Genomic DNA, 20,738 nt, shown 5'->3' on the forward strand with positions numbered 1-20,738 from the left:
GACAGCTTACTTGGCGCCAAACACACCGAAACGCTGCTTGAAGCGGTCGATACGGCCACCGGTATCCAGCACTTTCTGCTTGCCAGTGTAGAACGGGTGGCACTCGGAGCAGACGTCGATGTTCATGTTCTTGGCCAGCGTGGAACGGGTCTTGATGACGTTGCCGCAGCTGCAAGTGGCTTCGATTTCAACGTAATTTGGATGGATATCGGCTTTCATGGAAAATCCTCTAGGACTTGTGCCGCCACCCGACCCTATGTCGAGTACCGCACGGAAGGGCGCGAATAATACCAGAGCAGCGAGGTGATGCAAGCGCAGGCGGTCGCCCTGGAGGCGCCCGGTCAAAAGGCGCCAGCCGACGCAAGGTACCCAAGGCTGGACTCAGCCTGACAGACAGAGATCGTTTACCATCGGCATCCTCGTCAAGGATCTCAGCGTGCCTCAACCCATTCTCCGGCTGGCTTTACCCTCGCCCCTGCGCAGGCTTTTCGATTACCTGCCGCCGGTGGGCGTGCCCTATGCGGCGCTGCGCCCGGGGATGCGGCTGCGTGTGCCCTTTGGGCGGCGCGAAATCATCGGCGTGCTCGTGGAGCTGGTCGATGACAGCGAGGTGCCGCAAGACAGGCTCAAGCCTGCGCTGGAACTGCTCGACGCAACTACGCCCTTGCCCGCCGCCTTGTTCAAGCTATGCCTGTGGACTGCCCAGTATTACCAGCACAGCCTCGGAGACACTCTCAGCTGGGCGCTTCCGGTACTGCTGCGTCAAGGCGAGCCAGCCGAGGCCAGGCAGGAGCGCTTCTGGCATGCGGCCGCTGGCGCACGCCCGGAAGATCCCCGATTGAGCCGGGCTCCCCGCCAGCGGGAAGCGCTGCGAACGATTGCACAGCACCCCCATGGCGTTGCTCACTCGCTGCTGGGCCAGCTGCAGCTGAACAAGGACAGCCTGGAGTTGCTCACGCAGAAGGGATTGCTGCGTGTCGAGACGCGTCGCAGCCACTCCGCTCCCCGCCACCATGGCAGCTGGTTGCTACAGCCCGAACTTCCGCTCAATCAGGAGCAACGCTCCGCCGTGGAAGCCATACACGCGGGCCTCGAGGGTTTTCAGCCGTTCCTGCTGGCAGGCGTTACCGGGAGCGGCAAGACCGAAGTCTACCTGCAGCTCATCCACCAGGTGCTGAAAGCGGGCAAGCAAGCCCTGGTGCTCATTCCAGAAATCAACCTCGGTCCGCAGACCCTGGCCCGTTTTGAAAAGCGCTTCAATGCGCGCATCGCCTTGCTGCACTCAAATATCAACGATCGTGAGCGGCTGGATGCCTGGCTGGCGGCACGGGACGGCGAAGCCGACATCATCATCGGCACCCGCTCGGCACTGTTCACGCCAATGAAGAATCCTGGGCTGATCATTCTCGATGAAGAACATGACGCCTCCTATAAACAGCAGGAAGGCCTGCGTTACCACGCCCGGGACCTTGCCATCGTCAGGGCACGCCAGGAAGGTCTGCCGATTGTCCTCGGTTCGGCGACTCCTTCGTTGGAGAGCCTGCACAATGCCCATACCGGCCGTTATGCGCTGTTGAAACTGACCCAGAGAGCCGGCGGCGCTCTGCCGCCCCGCTTCCTGCGTCTGGATGTCAAAAGCCGACCAATGGATTCCGGGATATCGGGCCCGCTGCAACAGGCCATGACGCAAACACTGGCTGCAGGACAACAAGTCCTGGTGTTCCTCAACCGCCGCGGGTTTGCCCCTTCGCTGCTCTGCCATGATTGTGGCTGGCTCAGTCAATGCCCGCGCTGCGACGCACGCATGACAGTACACCAGCGCCACAATGAGTTGCGCTGTCACCACTGCGGTCATGCCGAACGTCCGCCGCTGAACTGTCCAGACTGCAGCCAGGTCGACCTGCGGCCCGTTGGCGCAGGAACTGAGCGCGCCGAAGAACGACTCGCCGTTCTTTTCCCTGACTATCCGGTGCTGCGCATCGACCGCGACAGCACTTCACGCAAAGGTTCGATGGAAGCGCTGCTGGCAACCATCAACCGCGGCGAGCCCTGCCTGTTGGTGGGCACACAGATGCTCGCCAAGGGGCATCACTTTCCCAGGGTCACCCTGGTGGCCATCCTCGACGCTGATGGCGGGCTGTTTTCCGCAGACTTCCGAGCCAGCGAGCGCATGGCTCAGCTGATCGTCCAAGTGGCCGGGCGTGCGGGACGCGCTGACGAACCTGGCAAGGTCATCATCCAGACCCATCTTGCCGACCACCCACTGCTGGTGCAGCTCACGGAACAAGGCTATTTCGCGTTTGCCGACCAGGCATTGAGCGAACGTCGCGCCGCTGGGCTGCCCCCCTTCAGTCATCTTGCATTGCTGCGCGCCGAGGCTCATAGACCAGGCCAGGCGGAAGACTTTCTCGATCAGGCATGCAGCCAGGCCGAACAGCTGTTGGCAGAACTGGAGCTCAGCGGCATCGAACTGCTTGGCCCGGTGCCAGCCCCGATGGAGCGCCGTGCCGGTCGTTACCGCGCCCAACTGCTGCTGCAAGCCAATACGCGCGCGACCCTGCATCGCCTGATGAATGCATGGATGCCCGTCGTGGAACAGCTACCCGGCAGCCGCGCGGTACGCTGGTCGCTGGATGTGGATCCGATCGACCTATTTTGAGCACTAGACTCGGAACACACCGACGACTCATGCCTTAAGCCTTGAAGGTTCGCCCCTCGGCCCCCGATAATGCCCAGTTTTCGACCCAAGCCTCTGGCCGACCGAGCATCCGATGAAAGACAGTATTCGCCACCTGATCCAGCAAGCCCTGACCCGCCTCACCGCTGACGGTGTGCTGCCCGATGGCCTGGCCCCGACGATCCAGGTGGAGAACACCCGCGACAGGACCCACGGGGACTTCGCCAGCAACATCGCCATGATGCTGGCGAAACCGGCCAGGATGAAGCCCCGGGATCTGGCGCAGAAACTGATCGAGGCATTGCCGAGCGACGCCAGCATCAGCAAGGTCGAGATCGCCGGCCCCGGATTCCTTAACTTCTTCCAGAACAGCTCGGCGCTCGCCCAGCGACTCGACGCTGCGCTGGCTGACGCGCACCTTTGTGTCAGCAAGGCGGGTCCGGCCCAGCGCGTCGTGGTCGACCTGTCATCGCCCAACCTGGCGAAAGAGATGCATGTCGGCCATTTGCGCTCGACCATCATTGGCGATGCCGTTGCGCGCGTACTGGAATTTCTCGGCGACGAGGTGATCCGCCAGAACCACGTGGGTGACTGGGGCACGCAGTTCGGCATGCTGCTCGCGTACCTTGAAGAAAACCCGGCGGCAGCCGAAACCGAGCTATCGGATCTGGAGCAGTTCTACCGCGCGGCAAAGCAGCGCTTCGATGAATCGACCGAGTTTGCCGAGCACGCCCGCGCGCTGGTGGTGAAACTGCAGGCAGGCGACCCCGAGTGCCTGCGCCTGTGGACACGCTTCAACGAGATCTCGCTTTCGCATTGCCAAAAGGTATACGACCGCCTCAACGTCAAGCTCACTCCGGACGACGTGAAAGGCGAAAGCGCTTATAACGCCGAGCTCGGCGATATCGTGGCGTCGCTCAGGGCCAAGGGGTTGTTGAGCGAAAGCAATGGCGCGCAGTGTGTCTTTCTCGACGAGTTCAAGAACGCCGAGGGCAACCCGCTTCCGGTGATCGTCCAGAAGGCGGGGGGCGGATATCTCTACGCCACGACTGACCTGGCCTCGATGCGCTATCGCAGCCAGCAATTGCGGGCCGACCGCGCGCTGTACTTCGTTGACCAGCGCCAGGCACTGCATTTTCAGATGGCCTTCGAGGTTGCCCGCCGCGCCGGCTTCGTCGACGGCGCCATGCAGCTTGAGCATATGGGCTTCGGCACCATGAACGGCGCGGACGGCCGTCCGTTCAAGACGCGTGACGGCGGCACCGTGAAGCTGGTCGACCTGCTCGACGAAGCAGAGCTACGCGCCTATGACCTGGTAAAAGGCAAGAACCCTGATCTCGACGAGGGCGAGCTTCGCCGGATTGCGCGAGCAGTCGGCATCGGCGCAGTGAAATATGCCGATCTCTCCAAGCATCGCACCAGCGACTACAGCTTCAACTTTGAACAGATGCTGAGCTTCGAGGGCAATACAGCGCCTTACCTTCTTTACGCGTACACCCGTGTTGCCAGCGTGTTCCGCAAGCTCGGCACCGGAATGGACGAGCTATCCGGCTCGATTCAGCTCGAATCGGAGCCGGAACAGGCGCTGGGCACGAAGCTTGCGCAGTTCAGCGAAGTACTCAACGGCGTTGCCGAAAAAGGCGTACCGCATGTGCTCTGCAGCTATCTGTATGACCTGGCTGGCCTGTTTTCCAGCTTCTATGAGCACCGCCCGATCCTTTCGGCCGAGAGCGAGTCGGTCAAGCAGAGCCGCCTGCGCCTGGCAGCCCTGACTGGCAAGACGCTGAAGCAAGGGCTGGAATTGCTGGGCCTGGAAACGCTGGAGCGAATGTAAGTGGCAGCCAAGAAGAAACCCGCCCCGAAGCGAGGCGCGAGCCGCTACCAGGCGCCAGCAAAGAAGCCGGTGCCCGGCTGGGTCTGGCTCCTTTGTGGACTGGTCATCGGCGGCTTCATCGTGTTCCTGATGAACCTGGAGCCCGGCGGCAGCGAGGTCAAGCGATCCAGGGAAACTGAAAAAACCAAGGAGCAACCCAAGCGGCCGACTCCGGCAACCGGTCAGGCAGTGAAGCCGAAGTACGATTTCTACACACTGCTGCCAGAGTCGGAAGTCATACTGCCGCCCGAAGCTCCCAAGCCCGAACCACCAGCCGCAGCACCGGTCACTCCGGAGCAAGCTGCGACCATCGATGCGGCACGCGCTGAAGCGGCGCTAAATGGACAGGTGCCGCCACCTCCGCCGACCGTTGCCAAAGCGCCGGCAACGCAGTTTTTCCTGCAGGCAGGCTCGTTTCGGCAGAAACCCGAGGCCGAGAAGGTCCGCGCCCAGATCATCCTGCTGGGCCAGGATGTCCGGGTGGAAAATGTCACTGTGCGAGACGAGGTCTGGTATCGGGTATTGGTAGGGCCTTACGCTGATCGCGAGCAGCTCGGCAAGGCGCAGAAAACGCTCTCCGCCAGCGGCTACAGCAACCTGTTGCTGCAGCAGCGGCAGAGTCGTTAACCCATACATGCAAAGCGGGAATTAGCCTTCCCGCTTCTTGTCGATCAGCTCACCTGACGCTTCGCGGCGAACCCACGGCTGACTAGCCGATCTAGACTTTTCTCGGCGCGTAGGCAAAGACGTCGGCCCGCATCTGCCTGGCATCCATGCCTGCCTCGACCAGGGCATCCAGAGTGCCGTAAACCATCGCCGGAGAACCGCTGGCGTATACGTGTAGCGGCTCAAGGTTAGTGAAATCCTCGCACACGGCCTCATGCAACATGCCGCAGCGGCCTTCCCAATCACAGACGTCACTGACCACCTGATGCAGGAAAAGGTTGGGCATTGACTGCCACTCGTCCCAGTGCGGTAGTTGATAGAAGTCCTCTGGTCGGCGAACGCCCCAGTACAGATGCACCGGATGGGTAAATCCTTCTGCTCGGGTGTGCTCGATCAGGCTGTGCATTTGTGCCATTCCGGTGCCCGCCGCTATGAGCAGCAGTGGTCCGTCGGGAAGCTCATCCAGATGGGCATCACCAAAGGGCATCTGGATCGTCGCCATGCCCGCACGCCGGATGAAATCGAGCAAAGCAACTGCCGATTCCTCTCGGGCCAGTACATGAAGCTCCAGTTCACGCCCCTGCTTGGGCGCCGAAGCAAGCGAGAACGCACTGAACTCGCCATCGGCACGCTTGAGCAGCAGGTACTGCCCTGCATGGTAACGCGGCATCTTTCCGGCCGGCGCACGCAGCCGTACGCGAAACACGTCGCCACCGGCAGCTTCGCAGCTGATCAGCTGGCAGCTCAACGTACGCACCGGGAGTTCCCCCGGCGCGAGCACACCGTCCCAGAGTAAGACGCAGTCTTCTTCCGGTTCGGCGAGGCAGGCGAATACCTCGCCGTGATCCTGGCTCTCGCCGCGCTGGCGGACGCGTCCATTGACCAGCAGCGCTGCGCAGATCAGGCAATTGCCGTTGCGACAGGCCTGTGGGCAGTCATATCCCAGCCGACGCGCAGCGTCCAGAATCAGTTCGCCGCTCTCGACCTCGAGTACTGCGCCGGAGGGCTGCAGGGTCACTTTCATCAATTCTAAACCTGAGTGAATACATGGCAGGTCATCAGTCGATGCCCAGCTCGGCCCAGAGTTCGTCTACCCTGCGCTTGATCGCCTCGTCCTGAACGATGGCCCGCCCCCACTCGCGCACGGTTTCACCCGGCCACTTGTGGGTCGCGTCGAGCCCCATCTTGCTGCCAAGGCCAGAGACCGGCGACGCGAAATCGAGATAGTCGATCGGCGTATTGTCGATCAGTACCGTGTCGCGCTTGGGGTCCATGCGCGTGGTAATCGCCCAGATAACGTCATTCCAGTCCCGGGCATTGATATCGTCGTCGGTGACAATGACGAACTTGGTGTACATGAACTGCCGCAGAAAGCTCCAGACGCCCAGCATTACGCGTTTGGCGTGGCCGGGGTACTGCTTCTTTATAGTGACCACGGCCATCCGGTAGGAGCAGCCTTCCGGCGGCAGATAGAAGTCGACGATTTCGGGAAACTGCTTCTGCAGGATCGGAACAAAGACTTCGTTGAGCGCCACACCGAGAATCGCCGGCTCGTCCGGCGGCCTTCCGGTGTAGGTGCTGTGATAGATGGCATCGCGACGCATGGTGATGCGCTCGACGGTGAACACCGGGAACCGATCCACCTCGTTGTAGTACCCGGTGTGGTCACCATAGGGCCCTTCATCGGCCATTTCGCCAGGCTGAATGTGGCCTTCCAGGACAATTTCAGCACCCGCCGGCACTTGCAGATCACTCCCCCGGCATTTGACCAGTTCGGTGCGACTGCCACGCAGCAAGCCAGCAAAGGCGTACTCGGAGAGCGAGTCCGGGACCGGCGTGACTGCGCCAAGGATGGTGGCCGGGTCGGCACCAAGCGCCACCGCGACCGGATAGGGACGATCCGGGTACCTTTCGCACCACTCGCGAAAATCCAGCGCGCCGCCACGATGACTGAGCCAGCGCATGATCACCTTGTTGCGGCCGATCACCTGCTGACGATAGATACCGAGGTTCTGGCGCTCCTTGTTGGGCCCCTTGGTGATCGTCAGGCCCCAGGTGATCAGCGGCCCCGCGTCGCCAGGCCAGCAGGTCTGGACAGGCAGCTTGGCCAAGTCGACGTCATCACCTTCCAGCACCACCTCCTGGCATGCCGCGTCCTTGAGAACCTTGGGCGCCATGCTGATGACCTTCCTGTAGATCGGCAGCTTGTTCCAGGCGTCCTTGAGCCCTTTCGGAGGCTCGGGCTCCTTGAGGAAGGCCAGCAGCTTGCCGATCTCGCGCAGCTCCGAGACCTCCTCGGCGCCCATCCCAAGCGCAACTCGCCTGGGCGTGCCGAACAGGTTGCCCAATACCGGCATGTCGAAGCCGGTCGGATTTTCGAACAGCAGCGCCGGCCCCTGCTTGCGCAGGGTGCGGTCGCAGATCTCTGTCATTTCCAGAACGGGCGATACCGGCACGGCGATACGCTTCAGCTCGCCGCGCTGTTCCAGGCTGCGAATGAAATCACGAAGGTCGGTGTAATTCATCAGGCCTCTCGATAAAAGCGCTAAAGGCTGGAGGCTGAACGAAAAACTCTTCGTCCAGCCTTTCCAGCCTTCAGCCCCAGGCGGCTAGCCGCCTGTCGATCACTTACGCTTCATTGACATGAAGAATTCTTCGTTGGTCTTGGTGTCCTTGAGCTTGTCTAGCAGGAACTCGATGGCAGCGCTTTCATCCATCGGGTGCAGCAGCTTGCGCAGAATCCAGATGCGCTGAAGCTCTTCTTCGCTGGTCAGCAACTCTTCGCGGCGGGTGCCGGAGCGGTTGATGTTGATGGCCGGAAAGACACGCTTTTCGGCGATGCGCCGATCAAGCTGTAGCTCAAGGTTACCCGTGCCCTTGAATTCCTCGTAGATCACTTCGTCCATCTTCGAGCCGGTTTCAACCAGCGCAGTGGCGAGAATGGTCAGGCTGCCGCCCTCTTCGATGTTGCGCGCCGCGCCGAAGAAACGCTTGGGCTTTTCCAGGGCATGAGCATCCACACCGCCGGTCAGTACCTTGCCGGAACTCGGTATTACGGTGTTGTAGGCACGTGCCAGACGGGTAATGGAGTCGAGCAGAATGACGACGTCCTTCTTGTGCTCGACCAGGCGCTTGGCCTTCTCGATCACCATCTCGGCAACCTGCACGTGGCGGGTCGGCGGCTCATCGAAGGTAGAGGCGACCACTTCACCACGCACGGTGCGCTGCATTTCGGTCACTTCTTCCGGGCGCTCGTCGATCAGCAGAACGATCAGGTGGCACTCGGGATTGTTGCGCGTGATGTTGCTCGCGATGTTCTGCAGCATGATCGTCTTGCCCGCTTTCGGCGGTGCGACGATCAGGCCACGCTGACCCTTGCCGATCGGGGCGCAGAGATCGATCACCCGACCAGTCAGGTCTTCGGTCGAGCCATTTCCGGCTTCCATCGTCAGTCGCTTGTTGGCGAAAAGCGGCGTCAGGTTTTCGAAGAGGATCTTGTTCTTCGCATTTTCCGGACGATCGAAGTTGATCGTGTCGACCTTGAGCAAGGCGAAATAACGCTCACCCTCTTTGGGCGGCCGGATCTTGCCGACAATGGTGTCGCCGGTTCGCAGGTTGAAGCGGCGAATCTGGCTCGGCGAGACATAGATGTCGTCAGGCCCGGCGAGATAGGACGAATCCGCGGAGCGCAGGAAGCCGAAGCCATCCTGGAGGATCTCCAGCACGCCATCACCGGAGATTTCCTCACCGCTCTTGGCGTGCTTTTTCAGCAGGGAGAAAATCACGTCCTGCTTGCGCGAACGGGCCATGTTGTCGATGCCCATCTGTTCGGCCATTTCCAGCAGTTCGGTGATGGGCTTTTGCTTAAGTTCGGTCAGATTCATAGAGAGAGATCAGAAGGGATGAAGAAAGCGATTAGCTTGAGAAGCCGCGCAGCAAGAGACGAACAGGTTCGTTGTGCTTTTTTAGGCTGAAGTGCGTCGGCGACGGCATGCAGAGGGCGACGGAGAAGCGTCGCAGGGCCGAATTTAGCACCACACAGGCGAAGCGTCCAGCCTGCATGCATAAAAAAGCCCCCGCGTTTTGCGAGGGCTTTGGAGTCACGGCAGCTGCATCAGATATTGCTGTCGAGGAACGCGGCCAGCTGAGACTTGGACAAGGCACCCACCTTGGTCGCCTCGACATTACCGTTCTTGAACAGCATCAAGGTAGGGATACCACGCACGCCGTACTTTGGCGGGGTTTCCTGATTTTCATCTATGTTCAGCTTGCAGACCTTGAGCCTGCCTTCGTAATCCTTGGCAATCTCATCGAGCACCGGAGCGATCATCTTGCATGGACCACACCACTCGGCCCAGTAATCGACCAGCACAGGGCCGTCTGCCTGGAGCACGTCCTGCTCGAAGCTGCTGTCGCTGACATTGTTGATGTATTCGCTCATGGATGTTCTCCAGGGTCAAAATCAGAAGTGACGCCATCATAGCCCGGCTTGGGGCAGACCGAAAGCCGCAGCCTGTCGCTCGGGATTTGGCCAGGAGAAACGCGCAGGTGTACCCAGGGATCGCGACAAGATGGCACTGCCTGGCGCCTGCGCGTTGGCGGAAGACGGCGATCATGTCAGGATGTCGTGGTTTTGCACAGAGATTGCCCCATGCGCCCACTACCCGCCGAACCATTTCCGATGATTGCCGCGCTCGATCTGGGATCGAACAGCTTCCACATGGTGCTGGCCCGCACCAGCAACGGCGAGATGCGCATCCTGGAGCGGCTTGGCGAAAAGGTCCAGCTCGCGGCCGGCATCGATGAAAACAGACAGCTCGATCAGGTCGCCATGCAGCGCGGCCTCGACTGCCTTCGCCGCTTTGCCCAGCTGGTGAACCATCTGCCCCAGGGTGCGGTGCGTGTCGTGGGCACCAATGCCCTGCGTGAGGCGCGCAATCGTGCCCTGTTCATCCGCCAGGCGGAAACGATCATCAACCACCAGGTTGAGGTTATCTCTGGTCGCGAGGAAGCACGGCTGATCTATCTGGGTGTCTCGCACACCTTTCCTGCCTCAGCAGGCAAGCGTCTTGTGGTGGACATTGGCGGTGGCAGCAGCGAATTCATCATCGGCGAGGGCTTCGATTCACTGTTGCGTGAAAGCTTGCAGATGGGCTGCGTCAGTTTTACCCAGCGATTCTTCCGCGACGGCAAAATCACCGCTGCACGCTATGCCCAAGCCTATACCGCCGCCCGACTGGAGCTGATGAGCATCGAGCACGGCCTGCGTCGGCTCGGCTGGCAGGATGCGGTAGGCGCCTCCGGCACTATCCGCGCCGTGGGCCTGGCCATCAAGGGCGCAGGGTTGAGCAATGGCGAAGTCACCGCCGAAGGCATCGGCGTGCTCAAACGCAAGCTGTTCAAGCTCGGCGATGTTGAAAAGCTGGACATGGACGGGATCAAGCCTGACCGCAAGAGCATCTTCCCCGCCGGGCTGGCCATTCTTGAAGCGATTTTCGACGCTCTTGAGCTCGCCAGCATGGCCCACTCCGAAGGCGCCCTGCGCGAGGGTGTGCTCTATGATCTTGTCGGCCGGCATCATCAGGAAGACATACGCGACCGCACCCTGAGCTTTCTCATGGAGCGCTATCACGTCGACACCGAGCAGGCGGCACGGGTCGAAAGCAAGGCCATGGAGGCCTTTGATCAGGTAGCGGCGGACTGGGCTCTGGATGAGGGATGGCTGCGGGAACTGCTCGGCTGGGCGGCGCGCATTCATGAAGTCGGTCTGGACATCGCCCATTACCACTACCACAAGCACGGCGCCTACCTGATCGAGCATTCCGACCTGCCGGGTTTCTCACGCCAGGATCAGCAGATGCTGGCGCTGTTGGTCCGCGGCCACCGGCGCAACATTCCCAAGCAGAAATTCGAAGAGATGAGCGAAGACGGCGTCAAGCTGACTCGTCTGTGCGTGCTGCTGCGCTTTGCGATTCTGTTCCATCACATACGTGGACCGCAGCAGGCGCCGGCATTCGAGCTCCAGGCCGGTGACAACAGCCTGGACGTGGTCTTCCCGGAGGGCTGGCTGGCCAACAATCCGCTGACGCAGGCTGACTTCGCCCTGGAAGCGGACTGGCTCAAGCGGATCGATTTCACGCTGACGGTACGATAAACCGGGCCAAGGGCGGCGAGGCTGTTGCCCGCCGCCACGCCTGAACCTTACCGCGCGGTAGGGCTACCGAGCCGCTCAAGCAGGAAGTTCTGCACGTTGCGTGCATTCTGATTGCCACTCGGACTGTTGCGCAGGTAACTGCCGTCCGGCTGCAGGGTCCAGCTCTGGGTGTTGTCAGTCAGATAGCCTTCGAGCTCTTTCTTGACGCGAGTCACGAGCTTCTTGCCTTCGACAGGGAAGCAGGTCTCGACCCGCCGGTCCAGATTACGCTCCATCCAGTCGGCGCTGGACAGGTAAAGCCTTTCGTCGCCCCCGTTGAAGAAATAAAACACGCGGCTGTGCTCAAGAAAGCGCCCGATGATCGAGCGCACCTGGATATTGTGCGAAACCCCGGCGATGCCCGGACGCAGACAGCACATACCACGGACGATGAGATCGATGCGCACGCCGGTCTGACTGGCCTTGTACAACGCTCGAATCATCTTGGCGTCGGTCAGCGAGTTGACTTTGAGGATGATGTGCGCCGGCTTGCCTTCGCTGGCGTGTTGAGTCTCCTGGGCGATCATGTCCAGCAACGCCTTTTTCAGGGTGAACGGCGCGTGCAGGAGCTTCTTCATGCGCATGGTCTTGCCCATGCCGATCAACTGGCTGAACAGCTTGGAAACGTCTTCACAAAGCGCGTCGTCGGAGGTCAGCAAGCTGTAGTCGGTGTACAGCCTCGCATTTCCCGCATGATAGTTGCCGGTCCCCAGGTGCGCGTAGCGCCGCAGTTCGCCATTCTCACGACGCAGGATCAGCATCATCTTGGCGTGGGTCTTGTAGCCCACCACACCATAGATCACTACCGCCCCGGCCTGTTGCAGGCGGCTGGCCAGTTGCAGGTTGGATTCCTCATCGAAGCGGGCACGCAGTTCGATAACCGCGGTGACCTCCTTGCCGTTACGCGCGGCCTCGACCAACGCATCGACGATCTCGGAATTGGCGCCGGAGCGGTACAGCGTCTGCTTGACGGCGAGCACGCAGGGATCTTTCGCCGCTTCACGCAGCAGATCGATCACCGGCGTAAACGACTCGTACGGATGCAACAGCAGGATGTCCTGCTTGCCGACCACGTTGAAGATGTTCTCGCTGTTCTGCAGCAGTTTGGGAATGGCCGGCGTGAACGGCAGGTACTGCAGTTCCGGATGACTATCGAGCCCTGTGATGCTGAACAGGCGGGTCAGGTTCACCGGCCCGTTGACACGATATAGCTCGCTCTCGCTCAGGCTGAACTGCTTGAGCAGGAAGTCGGCCAGATGCTTCGGGCAGGTATCCACCACCTCCAACCGCACCGCATCGCCGTAGCGCCGCGAGATCAGTTCGCCGCGCAACGCGCGCGCCAGGTCCTCGACATCTTCGGTGTCGACCGACAGGTCCGCGTTACGCGTCAGACGGAACTGGTAGCAGCCCTTGACCTTCATCCCATGGAACAGGTCGTCGGCGTGGGCGTGAATCATCGATGACAGGAAGACATGGTTGGCTCCCGCTCCCCCCACGTCTTCAGGCACGCGGATCACTCGTGGCAGCAAGCGCGGGGCGGGGATGATCGCCAGCCCGGAATCCCGCCCGAAGGCATCGATGCCTTCCAGTTCGACGATGAAGTTTAGGCTCTTGTTGACCAGCAAGGGGAACGGATGGGTGGGATCGAGACCGATGGGCGTGATGATAGGCGCGATCTCGTCACGGAAGTAACGACGCACCCAGGCCTTGATCTTTGCCGTCCAGTGCCGGCGGCGGATGAAGCGCACCTGATGCTTGGCCAGCTCGGGCAGCAGAACCTCGTTAAGGATCGAATACTGCCGGTTGACCTGGTCATGAACAATCTCAGAGATTCTCGCCAGCGCCTGGTGGGGCTGCAGCCCATCGGCGCCGGCCTGCTCACGAGCGAAGGTTACCTGCTTCTTCAGCCCGGCAACGCGGATCTCGAAGAACTCATCGAGGTTGCTGGAAAAGATCAGCAGGAACTTGAGCCGCTCCAGCAGCGGGTAGGACTCGTCCAGCGCCTGCTCCAGCACGCGGATATTGAACTGCAGCTGCGACAGCTCGCGGTGTATATAGAGGCTGTTGTCGTCCAGGTTTGGCGGTGGCGCTACTGGCGCTGGCGCCTCCTCCATCTTCTCCGGCTCGGGCGCTGGCGGAGCCAGCTCCTCGAGAGGCTGCGCCTCGATCGCAGCGAGCTGCACTTCGTTTTCGCTGAGTCCCTGATTCGTCATCGATCTGCCTCGGGAGGGCTTATCGCCCCTGCTTTAATTGTTGTGCCGCCTGCTTGGCGAAGTAGGTGAGGATGCCATCGGCGCCTGCACGTTTGAAGGCGGTCAGTGACTCGAGCACAACGGCGTCGGTGAGCCAACCGTTCTGTATCGCCGCCATGTGCATCGCATATTCACCGCTGACCTGGTAGACGAACGTCGGCACGCGAAAGGCATCCTTGACCCGCCACAGGATGTCCAGATAAGGCATACCCGGCTTGACCATGACCATGTCGGCGCCTTCGGCGAGATCAGCACCTACTTCATGTAGTGCCTCATCCCCATTGGCCGGGTCCATCTGGTAGGTGTTCTTGCTGCCCTTGCCCAGGTTGGCCGCTGAACCCACCGCATCGCGGAACGGGCCGTAATAGGCACTGGCGTATTTGGCTGAATAGGCCATGATCCGGACATTGTGATGGTCGGCCACTTCCAGCGCCTCGCGAATCGCCTGGATACGACCGTCCATCATGTCCGAAGGCGCAACCACCTGAGCGCCTGCCTCTGCATGGGACAGGGCCTGGCGGACCAGCGCATCGACGGTGACATCGTTCTGCACGTAGCCCTGCTCGTCGAGAATGCCGTCCTGCCCATGAGTGGTGAAGGGATCAAGCGCAACATCGGTAATGATGCCTAGTTCAGGGAACCGCTCACGCAGCGCCCGCGTGGCACGCTGCGCAATGCCGTCAGGGTTCCAGGCTTCAGCCGCATCGAGGGACTTCTTTTCCAGGGGAGTCACCGGAAACAGGGCAAGCGCCGGAATGCCAAGCGCCACGAGTTCTTCCGCTTCCTCCAACAGCAGATCGATGGAGAGACGCTCCACACCGGGCATTGACGGCACCTGCTCCCGACGGTTTTCGCCGTCAAGAACAAAGACCGGCAAGATCAGGTCATCCACGCTCAGCAGGTTTTCGCGCACCAGTCGGCGGGAAAAGTCATCACGGCGATTACGGCGCAGGCGAGTGGCAGGGAACAACCGGTTGGCAGGCACGAAACTCACAGCGAACTCCTGGCCCGCATGGCGGGCGAATATGACGTTTATAAGCTGTCTTTATGACCAATTGATGACAGGGTCATCCCAGATCGACAGGCTGTTGTGGTCATTGTCGTCACCCAGGACGCCCACTGCCAGTGCTTTAGGCAACCAGCCGCAGCCAGGAGCGCACCGGCCCGCACCTGCACGAAGCGATCGCCGGGCGCGTCCATGCATCCCATCAGGTAGAGGCGGACTTACCAGCACCCAAGCCAGGGTTTAACATCGAGCCCATCAGCCAAGCCCATCGGGCTTGAAAATCCGACCAGGAGAACCCTATGAATAGAAAAGTCGCCGTGATTCTTTCCGGCTGCGGTGTGTACGACGGCTCGGAGATCTACGAAAGCGTGATTACCCTGCTGCGACTGGACCAGCGCGGCGCCACGGTCCAGTGTTTCGCACCGGACATCGAGCAGATGCATGTGATCAATCACCTTACCGGCGCGGAAATGCCCGAAAGCCGCAACGTTCTGGTCGAGTCCGCCCGGCTGGCGCGCGGCAATATCAAGGATCTGCATGAGGCCGACGTCGAGGATTTCGACGCGTTGATCATGCCTGGCGGCTTCGGTGCTGCGAAAAACCTGTCCGACTTCGCCACCCAGGGCGCCGGCAGCACGATTCTGCCAGAGGTTCTGCAGCTGGCGCAGGCATTCGCCAAAGCCGGCAAGCCAGTCGGCATGATGTGCATCGCCCCGACGATGGCCGCACAGATCTTCGGTCCCGGCGTCGTCTGCACATTGGGCAATGACGACGACCCCGCTGCCGTGGCATCGCGCGAGATGGGAATCGAGCATCAGGCGTGCGAAGTCACCGAGATCGTGGAAGACCCGCAGCACAAGCTGGTGACGACGCCGGCGTACATGCTGGCCCAATCAATCAGCGAAGCGGCCTCGGGCATCAACAAGCTCGTCGACCGCGTGCTGGACCTGACAAGCGAGTAACCCAGCGATATAGCCCGGGGGCATCCCCGGGTTTATTCGTGCGGACGGCGGCTATAAGGCCAATCGTACCGGCACTCCCGCCGCACCTCTGGTCAATCCGGCCATACTCCTGCAGCTTGATCCGATCCGCCAGGAAGCCGCGATCATGACACCGCCACCCATCGACACCATCGAAGAGCAGCAACAAGCCGTGCGTCAGCTGTTCGAGCGCATACCCTTCAACGAGTACCTTGGCATTGAGCTGGGTGAAGTCTCCCACCAGCGCGTGGTGATGCGCCTGCCCATGAAACAGGAGCTGGTCGGAAACTTCTTCCACGGCATCCTGCATGGTGGCGTGATCGCTTCCCTGCTTGACGTTGCAGGTGGCGCCATGGCCATGATCGGTGCCTTTGAAAAGCATCGGCATCTGACGACCGAGGAGCGCGCCCTGCGCCTTGCACGCCTCGGCACTATCGACATGCGCATCGACTACCTGCGTCCCGGGCGCGGCAAGTGCTTCAACGCCAGTGCCACGCTGCTGCGGTCCGGCAACAAGGTGGCCGTGGTGCGTTCCGAACTGCACAACGAAGAGGATGTGTTGATTGCAGTAGGCACCGGCACCTATCTGTGCGGATAACCGCACAAGGGACGGACATGACGAAGCGACCCCGGATGGGCTCGCCTAGCGTGCCCGGGCTCGGGAAAGTTGCGTCAGGAGACGGTCCAGGGCATTGGCGAATGCCTGACGATCCCTGTCGCCGTAAGCCGCCTGACCGCCGCCCGCCTGGCCCAGTTCGCGCAGATCCGTGAACAGATTGCGCACTGCCAGACGATCCCCCATGTTGCGCTCGTCGAACTCGCGGCCGCGCGGATCGAGTGCTGCGACACCCTTCTTGACCAGTCGATCAGCCAGCGGAACGTCGCTGCAGATCACCAGCTCACCCGGCCGGGCATGCTCGACCAGATAGTCGTCGGCAGCGTCCGGCCCGCTCGGGACGACAACCAGCTGAACGCAGGCAAAGGCCGGCTTGACCTGACTCTGCCCCGCCACCAGGACCACCTCGAACTTTCGCTTGAGGGCGAACTTGATCAACTGTTCCTTGGCCGCCTTTGGACAGGCATCGGCATCAACCCACACCCGCAATGGCCCGACGCCGCTCATGCCACGGCCCGCCGCACAGTAGCGAGCAGGGCTGCTGCACCGGCAAACATCGCAGCGAAGCTGCGGTTGACCAGGCGCTGCTGGCGCGGGGTGCGCAGCAGGCGCAACACCTTCGCGGCAAGGCCGGTGTAGCCAGCCATGACGATCAGATCCACCACCACCATGGTGGCGCCCATATGCATGTACTGGACCAACAGGTCCCGCTGCGGATCGAGAAACTGCGGCAGCACGGCGAGAATGAACACTATGGCCTTGGGGTTGCTGGCATTGACCAGGAACCCACGGAACACCAGCGCCAATGGCCGGCCAATCGGCCGCGGCGCGGAGCTGTCATCGAGCTCTTCGGGCAATGCCCGCCATTGCTTCAGCGCGAGCCACAGCAGGTAGGCGACACCGAACCATTTGATCAGGCTGAACGCCAGCGCGGAGGTCGCCAGTACCGCACCGACACCTGCCGCCACGACGGCGATCTGCAGCGCCAAAGCGATCTGAAGGCCGATGGCGTTCCAGTAACCTCGCCAGAAACCGTACTGCAGACCACAGGACATCGACGCGATGGCCCCCGCACCAGGCGAGAGGCTGATGATCCAACAGGCAAGGAAAAAGGCCAGCCAGGTATCCAACGTCATGGGTGTTCCTCAGTTGCCGCTGCGCCCGGACGCAGCGGCGGGCGTGTCTCAGTCAGGAATGTCTTTGCCAAGCTTGACCGGTTCCTTGAGCTTGCGGTTCATCGCCTTGCGCATGCGAATGTTGATCGCCTCCACGCCAAGGGAAAAGACCATGGCGAAGTAGACGTAGCCTTTCGGGACATGGGCGCCGAACGCCTCAGCGACCAGCAAGGTGCCGACCACGATCAGGAAGGACAACGCGAGGATCTTCAGTGTCGGGTGCTTTTCGATAAAGTCGCTGATGGTACCGGCCGCCAGCATCATCACGCCGACCGCGATGACGATCGCGGCAATCATCACCTGCACGTTATCTACCAGGCCCACCGCGGTTATTACCGAATCCAGGGAGAATACGATGTCGATGACCGCGATCTGCAGGATGATGCCTACAAAGCTGGCTTTGGCTGCTCCACCGGCGGCGCTGCCCTGCTCCTCTTCACCTTCGACGCTGTGCCAGATTTCCATGGTGCTCTTGAACAGCAGGAACAGACCGCCAAAGAACAGGATCAGGTCGCGCCCGGAAACGCCATGCTCGAAGACCGTGAACAGATCGTTGGTCAGACGCATGACCCAGGCGATCGACAACAGCAACAGGATTCGCGTCCCCATTGCCAGGGCCAGGCCGAAGAAACGCGCCTTGGGCTGCTGCTCCTTGGGCAAGCGCCCCACCAGGATGGAAATGAAGATGATGTTGTCGATGCCGAGGACAATTTCCAGGGCGGTCAGGGTCAGAAACGCGACCCAGATTTCCGGGTTGCTAAGCCATTCCATATTGCTTTACTCGTGGGAGGTGTGGTCGAGAGGTCGAATTTCGGTCCCGCGCCAGCGGCGCAGTGCCTTTTGAAAGAACAGACTGTTGGGTACCTGGACGATGGCGGCAGTTCCACCCTCGCTGCTTTCCTCAAGCGTGGTGTACAGCAGATTGATATCTGTGACGCGCCCTTTGACGATCGGCTTGTCGAAGCTTTCCACAAGCTCTACCACGTCGCCCAGGCGAAAAGGTCCTACGGCCATGATCAGCGCCGCACACAGCAAGTTTGACAGCACGCTCCACATGGCAAAAAAAGCCACTGCTGCGACTGCCACGAACCCCGAGAACGCGGTCCAGAGCACGGTGGCGGATACGCCGAAACGCTCCAGGACCATGATCAGCGCGCCGCCGATGATGAGCCAGCGAATGCCTCCGCGCAGCGGTAACAGCAGTTCGGCCGGCAATGGGTAACGGTTGCCCAGCCGTGACAGCCCACGAACTACCAGCCGCTGCAGTACGAAGGCTGCGGTCAGGATCAACAGCACCTGAAACGCGACCAACAATTGGTCCTGCCACTGATGCGAAAGGCGCAGCAGGCGTTCGCTCATGCGCTGGCCTCCAGCTGGCCCTGCAGTGACTCCAGAGCCTCAAGCGCCTCGAGCCAGGATTCTTCCAGCGCGGCTTCACGCCCTTTCAGCTCGGCCTGCCTGGCGAGCACATCCCGCAATTCATCTTTTCGCGCCGCCTCGTAAAGCGCAGTGTCTGAAAGACGTGTCTCGATCTCGGCGAGTTTTTCCTGCACGCCAGACAGGTCCTTTTCCAGCTTGTCAGCCTGCCTTTTGAGCGGCGCCAGCTGCTGACGCAGCGCGGCCGCCGCCTGCCGCAGCGCACGCTTGTCCGTCTTGTCGCCAACGGATTCCGAAGAGTTCACGGGCTGCTGCCGAACGCGGTAATCCGTCAGCCATCTCGCATAGTCGTCAAGATCGCCGTCAAAGCCAGCGACGCGGCCGTCGGCGACCAGCAGAAACTCATCGGTGGTGCTCTTGAGCAGATGACGGTCGTGAGACACCACCAGCACCGCACCGTCGAAGTCCTGCAATGCAAGCGTGAGCGCCAGGCGCATCTCAAGATCCAGATGGTTGGTGGGCTCGTCCAGCAACAGCAGGTTGGGCTTGCCCCAGGCAATCAACGCCAGGGCCAGACGTGCCTTTTCGCCGCCGGAGAAATTGAGCACCGGCTCATCGCAGCGATTGCCGCGAAAATCGAAGCCACCGAGAAAATCACGCAGCACTTGCTCCCGCTCGCCCGGTGCAATGCGCTGCAGGTGCAACAGCGGGCTGGCATTGGCATCCAGGGCGTCGAGCTGGTGCTGGGCGAAATAGCCGATGACCAGGTTCTCGCCACGCTGCAAACGGCCACCCAAGGGCTGCAACTCATCGGCCAGGGTCTTGATCAAGGTGGACTTGCCCGCACCGTTGGGCCCGAGCAGGCCGATTCGAGCACCAGGCACCAACTGCAACTTGACCTTGTCCAGCACAACCTTGTCGCCATATCCGAGACGCCCTTCTGCCAGGTCCAACAACGGGCTGGAAACCCTGTCGGCCTCGCGAAAGGCGAAATCGAACGGCGAATCGATATGCGCTGGCGCCAGCTCCTCGAGTCGTTCCAGCGCCTTGATCCGACTTTGAGCCTGGCGCGCCTTGCTCGCCTTGGCTTTGAAGCGACGGATGAAATCCTCCATGTGCTCGCGCTGCGCCTGCTGCTTTTCAAACGCCTGCTGCTGTTGCGCGAGACGCTCGGCCCTAGCGCGCTCGAACGCCGAATAGCCGCCGCGGTACAAGGTCAGCTTGCGCTGTTCGACATGCACGACGTTGCCGACGACTTCGTCGAGAAAGTCACGATCATGAGAAATCAGCATCAGCGTGCCCGGATAGCTTTTCAGCCAGGACTCCAGCCACAGAATCGCATCAAGATCGAGGTGGTTGGTCGGCTCGTCGAGCAGAAGCAGATCGGAAGGACACATCAGCGCCTGGGCGAGGTTGAGTCGCATCCGCCAGCCACCGGAAAAGCTGCTGACCGGACGATCCATCTGTTCATTGGCGAAACCCAGGCCAGCCAACAGCTTACGCGCCCGAGCATCGGCGCTATAGCCGTCGGCATTGTCCAGCTCCGTATGCAGGCGGGCCAGGGCGCTGCCGTCATGGGCCGATTCGGCGGTCGCCAGCGCAGCCTGGACACGACGAAGCTCGGTGTCGCCATCGAGGACGTAATCCACAGCCAGTCGATCGAGCGTATCGACCTCCTGCCGCATGTGTGCGATACGCCAGTCCGGCGGCAGTTGGCAGTCGCCTCCGTCGGCGGCGAATTCACCACGCAACAAGGCGAACAGGCTGGATTTACCGGCGCCATTGGCACCGACAAGCCCGACCTTCTGGCCAGGATGAAGGGTCAACTCGGCACCGTCGAGCAAACGCTGCGGGCCGCGCTGTAGAGTAAGGTTCTGAAGTCGGATCATAATGGCGGCGGAGTTTATCAGGTCGTGGATTTTG

18 protein-coding genes are annotated in these 20,738 nt (G+C 61.2%); 6 read left to right on the plus strand and 12 right to left on the minus strand.

The features are described 5' to 3' along the window. Positions 1-6: 6 nt before the first annotated feature. On the minus strand, positions 7-219 hold the full coding sequence (rpmE, locus tag AC4LFW_RS15730; protein ID WP_491820057.1) for a 50S ribosomal protein L31: 213 nt from the start codon (positions 217-219) through the stop codon (positions 7-9). A gap of 217 nt (positions 220-436) precedes the next feature. Here rpmE and AC4LFW_RS15735 point away from each other — a divergent pair, with 217 nt between their 5' ends. The 3 genes from AC4LFW_RS15735 to AC4LFW_RS15745 all read left to right on the plus strand — a co-directional run bounded on the left by AC4LFW_RS15735 (position 437) and on the right by AC4LFW_RS15745 (position 5,177). Continuing rightward, the gene (locus tag AC4LFW_RS15735; RefSeq protein WP_491820058.1) at positions 437-2,659 is read left to right on the plus strand and encodes a primosomal protein N'; all 2,223 of its coding nucleotides are present in this window, start codon (positions 437-439) and stop codon (positions 2,657-2,659) included. A 112-nt stretch (positions 2,660-2,771) separates the two neighbouring features. Beyond that, a complete protein-coding gene (argS, locus tag AC4LFW_RS15740) occupies positions 2,772-4,511 on the plus strand; it encodes an arginine--tRNA ligase (RefSeq protein ID WP_491820060.1) in 1,740 nt (579 codons plus the stop codon). Beyond that, positions 4,512-5,177, plus strand: a complete 666-nt coding sequence (locus AC4LFW_RS15745) for an SPOR domain-containing protein (protein WP_491820061.1) — start codon at positions 4,512-4,514, stop codon at positions 5,175-5,177. It begins immediately after the preceding gene. A 91-nt stretch (positions 5,178-5,268) separates the two neighbouring features. Here the strand turns inward: AC4LFW_RS15745 and AC4LFW_RS15750 are convergent, their stop codons facing one another. From AC4LFW_RS15750 to trxA, 4 genes are all read right to left on the minus strand, one after another. Continuing rightward, positions 5,269-6,240, minus strand: coding sequence for a CDP-6-deoxy-delta-3,4-glucoseen reductase (locus AC4LFW_RS15750; protein WP_491820062.1), 972 nt, complete (start codon positions 6,238-6,240; stop codon positions 5,269-5,271). Between the two features lie 34 nt (positions 6,241-6,274). Next, a complete protein-coding gene (gene ubiD / locus AC4LFW_RS15755) occupies positions 6,275-7,741 on the minus strand; it encodes a 4-hydroxy-3-polyprenylbenzoate decarboxylase (protein ID WP_491820063.1) in 1,467 nt (488 codons plus the stop codon). Positions 7,742-7,840: 99 nt separating this feature from the next. Further along, positions 7,841-9,100, minus strand: a complete 1,260-nt coding sequence (rho, locus tag AC4LFW_RS15760; protein ID WP_019341285.1) for a transcription termination factor Rho — start codon at positions 9,098-9,100, stop codon at positions 7,841-7,843. 230 nt (positions 9,101-9,330) lie between these two features. Further along, a complete protein-coding gene (gene trxA, locus AC4LFW_RS15765; RefSeq protein ID WP_003283463.1) occupies positions 9,331-9,657 on the minus strand; it encodes a thioredoxin TrxA in 327 nt (108 codons plus the stop codon). 210 nt (positions 9,658-9,867) lie between these two features. On the opposite strand from trxA, the gene ppx reads away from it, so the two are divergent. Continuing rightward, a complete protein-coding gene (ppx, locus tag AC4LFW_RS15770) occupies positions 9,868-11,370 on the plus strand; it encodes an exopolyphosphatase (protein ID WP_491820064.1) in 1,503 nt (500 codons plus the stop codon). Between the two features lie 47 nt (positions 11,371-11,417). On the opposite strand, the gene ppk1 is transcribed toward ppx, so the two are convergent. Together ppk1 and hemB are read right to left on the minus strand one after the other, a co-directional pair. Then, positions 11,418-13,622: a polyphosphate kinase 1 gene (gene ppk1, locus AC4LFW_RS15775; RefSeq protein WP_491820065.1), complete on the minus strand. Its 2,205-nt coding sequence runs from the start codon at positions 13,620-13,622 to the stop codon at positions 11,418-11,420. A gap of 19 nt (positions 13,623-13,641) precedes the next feature. After that, a complete protein-coding gene (hemB, locus tag AC4LFW_RS15780) occupies positions 13,642-14,655 on the minus strand; it encodes a porphobilinogen synthase (protein ID WP_491820066.1) in 1,014 nt (337 codons plus the stop codon). Positions 14,656-14,966: 311 nt separating this feature from the next. Here hemB and elbB point away from each other — a divergent pair, with 311 nt between their 5' ends. Continuing rightward, complete coding sequence (elbB, locus tag AC4LFW_RS15785) at positions 14,967-15,629, plus strand: isoprenoid biosynthesis glyoxalase ElbB (RefSeq protein ID WP_491820068.1); 663 nt, start codon at positions 14,967-14,969, stop codon at positions 15,627-15,629. 145 nt (positions 15,630-15,774) lie between these two features. Then, a complete protein-coding gene (locus AC4LFW_RS15790; protein WP_491820069.1) occupies positions 15,775-16,245 on the plus strand; it encodes a thioesterase family protein in 471 nt (156 codons plus the stop codon). Positions 16,246-16,290: 45 nt separating this feature from the next. On the opposite strand, the gene AC4LFW_RS15795 is transcribed toward AC4LFW_RS15790, so the two are convergent. The 5 genes from AC4LFW_RS15795 to AC4LFW_RS15815 are packed head-to-tail and all read right to left on the minus strand — an operon-like array spanning position 16,291 to position 20,704. Beyond that, positions 16,291-16,752, minus strand: coding sequence for a YaiI/YqxD family protein (locus AC4LFW_RS15795; protein WP_491820248.1), 462 nt, complete (start codon positions 16,750-16,752; stop codon positions 16,291-16,293). 14 nt (positions 16,753-16,766) lie between these two features. After that, positions 16,767-17,399: a LysE family transporter gene (locus AC4LFW_RS15800; protein ID WP_491820070.1), complete on the minus strand. Its 633-nt coding sequence runs from the start codon at positions 17,397-17,399 to the stop codon at positions 16,767-16,769. A gap of 48 nt (positions 17,400-17,447) precedes the next feature. Next, positions 17,448-18,209 carry a TerC family protein gene (locus AC4LFW_RS15805; protein WP_491820071.1) on the minus strand — a complete coding sequence of 254 codons (762 nt, stop codon included), beginning with the start codon at positions 18,207-18,209 and terminating at the stop codon, positions 17,448-17,450. Between the two features lie 6 nt (positions 18,210-18,215). Then, positions 18,216-18,797 carry a mechanosensitive ion channel domain-containing protein gene (locus AC4LFW_RS15810; RefSeq protein WP_491820072.1) on the minus strand — a complete coding sequence of 194 codons (582 nt, stop codon included), beginning with the start codon at positions 18,795-18,797 and terminating at the stop codon, positions 18,216-18,218. Then, positions 18,794-20,704 carry an ATP-binding cassette domain-containing protein gene (locus AC4LFW_RS15815; protein WP_491820249.1) on the minus strand — a complete coding sequence of 637 codons (1,911 nt, stop codon included), beginning with the start codon at positions 20,702-20,704 and terminating at the stop codon, positions 18,794-18,796. Before AC4LFW_RS15815 ends, AC4LFW_RS15810 begins: the two co-directional genes overlap by 4 nt. Positions 20,705-20,738: the final 34 nt, after the last annotated feature.

It is taken from the genome of Stutzerimonas sp. C6.4V (assembly GCF_058536345.1).

What these genes read in the sequence shown, in the direction of transcription:
- argS (WP_491820060.1), top strand. Translation starts at nt 2,772, where the DNA reads ATGAAAGACAGTATTCGCCACCTGATCCAGCAAGCCCTGACCCGCCTC.
- ppk1 (WP_491820065.1), bottom strand. Translation starts at nt 13,622, where the DNA reads ATGACGAATCAGGGACTCAGCGAAAACGAAGTGCAGCTCGCTGCGATC.
- trxA (WP_003283463.1), bottom strand. Translation starts at nt 9,657, where the DNA reads ATGAGCGAATACATCAACAATGTCAGCGACAGCAGCTTCGAGCAGGAC.
- AC4LFW_RS15790 (WP_491820069.1), top strand. Translation starts at nt 15,775, where the DNA reads ATGACACCGCCACCCATCGACACCATCGAAGAGCAGCAACAAGCCGTG.
- elbB (WP_491820068.1), top strand. Translation starts at nt 14,967, where the DNA reads ATGAATAGAAAAGTCGCCGTGATTCTTTCCGGCTGCGGTGTGTACGAC.
- rho (WP_019341285.1), bottom strand. Translation starts at nt 9,100, where the DNA reads ATGAATCTGACCGAACTTAAGCAAAAGCCCATCACCGAACTGCTGGAA.
- AC4LFW_RS15750 (WP_491820062.1), bottom strand. Translation starts at nt 6,240, where the DNA reads ATGAAAGTGACCCTGCAGCCCTCCGGCGCAGTACTCGAGGTCGAGAGC.
- rpmE (WP_491820057.1), bottom strand. Translation starts at nt 219, where the DNA reads ATGAAAGCCGATATCCATCCAAATTACGTTGAAATCGAAGCCACTTGC.
- AC4LFW_RS15805 (WP_491820071.1), bottom strand. Translation starts at nt 18,209, where the DNA reads ATGGAATGGCTTAGCAACCCGGAAATCTGGGTCGCGTTTCTGACCCTG.
- AC4LFW_RS15800 (WP_491820070.1), bottom strand. Translation starts at nt 17,399, where the DNA reads ATGACGTTGGATACCTGGCTGGCCTTTTTCCTTGCCTGTTGGATCATC.
- ubiD (WP_491820063.1), bottom strand. Translation starts at nt 7,741, where the DNA reads ATGAATTACACCGACCTTCGTGATTTCATTCGCAGCCTGGAACAGCGC.
- AC4LFW_RS15810 (WP_491820072.1), bottom strand. Translation starts at nt 18,797, where the DNA reads ATGAGCGAACGCCTGCTGCGCCTTTCGCATCAGTGGCAGGACCAATTG.
- AC4LFW_RS15815 (WP_491820249.1), bottom strand. Translation starts at nt 20,704, where the DNA reads ATGATCCGACTTCAGAACCTTACTCTACAGCGCGGCCCGCAGCGTTTG.
- ppx (WP_491820064.1), top strand. Translation starts at nt 9,868, where the DNA reads ATGCGCCCACTACCCGCCGAACCATTTCCGATGATTGCCGCGCTCGAT.